The following is a 4,820-nucleotide window of genomic DNA, read 5'->3' as shown; positions in this document are numbered from 1 at the left end:
AGGCTGCCCGGTCGGAGACATAGAAGTCCAGCGACGAGAGCAGGAACACAGCGTGCTGGCTGCTCGGGAACATCCGCGATGCCAGCCGATAGAGCGGGCCGGCGAACCACTCGGTGTCGACATAGAGGATCTCGGAGCCGGTCAGGGGTGCGCCCTCGGCCTCGAGGGCTGTGCGGTTGCGCACATGGGTCAGCAGGGTGACCGGCAGCCGGCGGGCCATGCGCGCGTACCATTCCCACCCGATCTGGGAGACCGAGCCCATGCCGGGCCCGCACTGGTAGGCTGACATCAGCAGCCGCGGTGTTCGGGTGTTGGAGGCCTGGGTGGACTGGTGATCGGAGGCGTTCATTGCTTGTACTCGATAAGGCCGCGGCGAGTCCCGGAACGGCTAGCGCGCAGGTAGCCGAGCTGGCCGACAAAGATTGGGATCTGCTGTAGATGGGAGTGGATTCCGTACAAGAACAGCGTCCAGCCGTCAGCGCCGCGCCAGCGCTGGCGCCAGGCCGTTCGCGCGACCACGGTCAGCAGCAGAAGCAGCCAGCCGATGACGGGCCAGGGGCTGGCGAGCAGTAGGGTCAGTAGGAGAGCGCCCGCCAGGCTGCCGATCAAGATGCCCGCATGGACCTGATTGCGCCGCGCCGTGCCCGCCCAAAGCATTAGCTCCGTATCGCGGTATCGCGCCGAGACCTCGGCGTAGGCGTGGCCGGTGCGGGTGGCGCGCCGCCAGTCTTGGGCCCAGCGCGTCATCGCCAGGTCATGGCTGGTCATTGGTATGTCGAGCCGCCAGGCCTTGAAGCCGAGCGCGCGGATGCGCCGCCACATGTCCGGCTCCTCGCCGGCGATCAGGGTCTCGTCAAAGCCGTTGACGCGTTCCAGAATGTCGCGCCGGATCAGTGCATCCCCGCCACAGTAGTCGACCTCGCCGGCCCCGCCGCGCCAGTCGAGATCGAGCACTCGGTTGTAAAAGGAGTCTTGCGGTCGGCTCTCCCACCGGTTGCCGCTGACGCCGGCAATCGTCGGATCATCGAAGGCGGGCAGGGCGCGTGTCACGAACTGCGGGTCGAGCAGGGTATCACCGTCCAAGAACAGGATGAGCGGTGCCCGGGCCGCGCGCCAACCAGCGTTGCGGCCGATGGCGGCGGTCGGGCGCTGCGGCTGGACGCGGATCACGCGCACGCCCAGGGCCGCGGCGCGCTCAACGCTGTCGTCGGTCGAAGCCGAGTCGACGTAGAGGATCTCGACCGCTCCGCCGATCGGTGCCATGGCCTGAACGGACTCTAGGCAGGCGGTCAGCCGGCTGCCTTCATTGCGGCCGATTACGACCACCGCGAGCGCTGCGGGGGCGTCCTGGTGGTGCGTGGCTTGCTTATCAGCGCTCATTGCAGCTCCTTCAGGATCAGTTCTCGATAGTCTCGGGAACGGGCGACAGGGTTGAAGCGGGTGGACAAGAGCTGCCGCGCTTCCTTGACCACCTGCTCGAGTCGGGGGGGCTCGAGCTCGCCGATCGCGAGCAGCCGTGCGGCCAGCGCACGCGGATCATCGGCGCTGAATCGAAAGCCGGAGACGTCGTCGCGGACCAGGCTGCCAGCGCCGCCTCTGTCTGGACCGAGCACCGGCACGCCGGCAGTCATCGCCTCCAAGATCGCGAGCCCAAAGGGCTCGACCGGGCAGAGATGCAGCAGCAGATCGGCGTCGCGCAGGCATTCGACGGCCCGCGGATCGAAACCGGCCAGCTCGATCATCGGATAGGAGGCGCGCGCGCGATCACGCAAGGCCTCGTAGTCCCAACCCTCGCCGTAGACCTTGAACTGCAAGCGCGCCAGCGCGGGCTCGAGGTCGACGGCGGCGAACAGCAGATCGATGCGCTTGATCGGATCCACGCGCGAGATGATGCGAATCTGCTCAAGCGCCCAGGGCCGTTCCGCGCGTCGCCGCGGCAGGGTGGCGGCATAGCCGTCATCGAGGAAGTTCTCGATCACGCTGATTCGATCCTCACGGACCCGGTACGCGAGTAGCCGCTCGCGCACGAACGCTGAGACCGCCACGAATCGGACCCCGAGACGATTGAGCAGCCGCTTACGCCCATAGCTGAGGCGCTCGTCTGTGCCCCCGTGCACCAGGTGGAGATGCGCACAGCGCTGCCGCGAGAAGCGGCTGAGTGCCCAGAACAGAAGCGAGTGGCTGACCCCGGTGGCCACGAAGACTCGGCGCGGGTCGCTGCCCGCTGTCGGCGCGTCGCTGCGGGCGAGGAAGCGCCGAATGATCGGCACCAGGGATTTGGCACCGGCGAACGGCTGTGCCTCGAGCCCTTGGGCGGCGGCGGCCTCCAATGCGGGACCAGGAGGTGCCACGATAGTGGTCAGGAATTCCCCGCGGAGTCGGGCCGCGGTCGCAATTGCCATCCGCTCGGTGCCGTAGAGATTGCCACTGTGCAGGACATAGAGCAGTGGACTGCGCGCATGCGTCGGCGTCGGCTCTGGGTTATCCATCGCGGTGTCAGCTCTGCTTGTTCAATGAGTCCGTTTGCTCGGATCGGTAGTGTGCCAGAGCTTTCGCAAGCTGACTGAAGTAGCCGCTACGCTTGAACAGGGGCGCTTGATTGAGCACCGCACCGACGACCTCAGGTGAAGCCCGCTCGATGATCGAAAGGGCGCGCTTGAGCTGCTTGACCGGTGTGTCGATGGAATCGACGATAATCAGCGTTCCGTAGCAGATGCCGGCGATGGCCTCGGCGTTCGCGGACATCAGAATCGCGGGTCCATCGAGCAAGGTTAGTCTGTACCGCGTCTTGATCGCGTCAAGCACCTGTTCCAACCGCATGACATTCTTGAGCTCATCGGCGTCGGCATAGCTGCCGAACCCAATCCAATCGGCTTGATCCGGCCCGCGGCGGATGATCACTTGATCCAGATCGGCAGTGTTGCGCATGAGGTCAACCAATCCCTGTGCAGCAGGCTCGACATTCAGCGTGGGCTCAATCTGCTGGTTTCGATGGTTTTTCTTCGACTTACTGCGCTTTTTGTTTTCTGCAAAGTCGATCTCCCGTGCGGCTGCTTCCGATGAGGCGCTGCGATTCGATGGATCGCAGGAGAGAACGACGGTCTCGATTCCAAGCCGCTGCAATTGATCCGCGAGCTGGTAGATGACAAAGGTCTTGCCCGCGCCGGGGAGGATCGCCGTCACAAAGAAACAAGTCGCCTCCTCGCGCTGGTCGATATCCCGAAAGATCGAGATCGCGAGTCGCTCCATCTGTTGGTCGAATAGGACGCGTGCGTTCTCGTCTTGGATCTCGGGCAGCCAAGAACTGGGCGCGAAGCCTAGGATTCGGTGCAGGTCGATTGGGGTGCGAATGCGGCTATCGAGAAAATCGAGCGCGAGCGGGAGGATCAGGGCAGCGCCACCCGCAACGATCAGAAACATCATGAAGATCTTCTTGCGCCCCCCCGACCGCGGCTCCTCGGGCATCTCCGCCAATGAGATCAGGCGGACATAACCGGGCGCGTTCTCCTCCATCTTGATCTCGTCGATGCGATCCATGACCATCACCAGCTGCCGGCGTTGCCGATCAAGCTCTTCCTTGATCCCGAGCCCCCTGCTATAGACCTCCATGAAATCTGCGACCTCACGCGTCCGCTCTTCGACGTGATGCTGCAAGGCTTCTTCCACGCGGGTTGCCTCCTCAAGCTTTGCCTCAAGCTCGGCGAGCTCGGAGCGCATCTCGGCGCGTCGGCGCTCCTCAAGTATTGCCTTCATCTCCGCAACCTTGTCTTGCGTCGCTTGAAGGATCTCTTGATTAATCTGCTCGAGCTCGCGTTCAGCCGCTTGCCTGCCCTCGTGGGTCGGCTTCAGGCCGGACATCGTCTGGACCAGCTGCGCACGTCGCTGGTACAGGTAGGCGCGAAGATCACCGAGTGCTCGGTCGTTGGCGGTCATCTTCTGTGCCTCGGCATCGAGCGATAACTTGAGCAAGCGCTCATGCTTGCCGACCATGGCGTCGAGCTCAGCTTTGGCGACGACGCTTCTCTGCTGGGCATTCGAGAGGGCGCTGCGCAGATCGACGAGCATTCGGTCGTAGGGGTTTTGCAGACCTTCCTCGAAGGTCACCAACCCGAGCTGGTCGGCCGTCTCCTCGAGCTGTTTCGAGAGGTCGTCGATGATGGCCTCGATCTCTTCTCGCTGCTGGCTGAGATTCTCGACGCGAAGCTTTTCGCCGACGAATATCTCTGAGCGCGCCTCTTTGATATAGCTCTTGACGACGGGGTTGATGAGCAGCGCTGGTACATACGGGTTCTTGTCTTCAAGCCCAATGGTGACCAGGTAGGTCTGGGGGACGGCTCTTATCTGCAACGCCCCCATCAGGCGCTGAATGGCCTTCCGCTCGGATTCATCGGGAAGCTGCCAGAGCCAACGCTCTTCGCCGAGGCTATCAAGCGCTCGTTTGACCACATCGTACCGGTTGATGGTTCGGATCTGCTGTTGGACGAGTCGGACGTACTGTGTGTCCGAGTGCGTCTCGATCTCCTGCATCGTTCGGAGATTGGCAGCGTAACGGAAATTGATCTGTATGACCGCTTCGGCGTAATAGGTTGCGGTGCCTTTAACCCAGGCGACCGGCAGCCCAATCCCTGCAATCAGGGTGAACACGATGAGCGATTTCAGCCAATGTCGCTGCAGCGACAACAGCGGCATGATTGCCTTGCCTGGCAAACGCTGCTCCTGCTCCCGCGTGTTGCCCGGCTGCTTGGGGCTCACGCCGGGCGTGTTCTAGGAAGCAGTCGACCGAGGTCGCGGCCCGCAATGGACTGAAACCACAACCGCTC

The 4,820-nt window shown here is 63.3% G+C and carries 3 protein-coding genes and 1 pseudogene; all 4 read right to left on the bottom strand.

The features are described from left to right. Positions 1-349 (bottom strand): annotated as a pseudogene (locus tag ACY693_RS15120) (glycosyltransferase family 4 protein); the annotation flags it as partial. Beyond that, positions 346-1,380, bottom strand: a complete 1,035-nt coding sequence (locus ACY693_RS15115) for a glycosyltransferase family 2 protein (RefSeq protein ID WP_462322641.1) — start codon at positions 1,378-1,380, stop codon at positions 346-348. The pseudogene ACY693_RS15120 and the gene ACY693_RS15115, both read right to left, overlap by 4 nt. Beyond that, positions 1,377-2,489 carry a glycosyltransferase family 4 protein gene (locus ACY693_RS15110; RefSeq protein WP_462322640.1) on the bottom strand — a complete coding sequence of 371 codons (1,113 nt, stop codon included), beginning with the start codon at positions 2,487-2,489 and terminating at the stop codon, positions 1,377-1,379. The genes ACY693_RS15115 and ACY693_RS15110 overlap by 4 nt, the downstream gene beginning before the upstream one ends. 7 nt (positions 2,490-2,496) lie before the next feature. After that, on the bottom strand, positions 2,497-4,752 hold the full coding sequence (locus ACY693_RS15105) for a GumC family protein (protein ID WP_462322639.1): 2,256 nt from the start codon (positions 4,750-4,752) through the stop codon (positions 2,497-2,499). Positions 4,753-4,820 lie beyond the last annotated feature (68 nt).

The sequence above is a fragment of the Halochromatium sp. genome (assembly GCF_054919635.1).
Note: the sequence above shows the minus strand (reverse complement) of the source record. Positions and strands in the feature narration are given on the sequence as shown.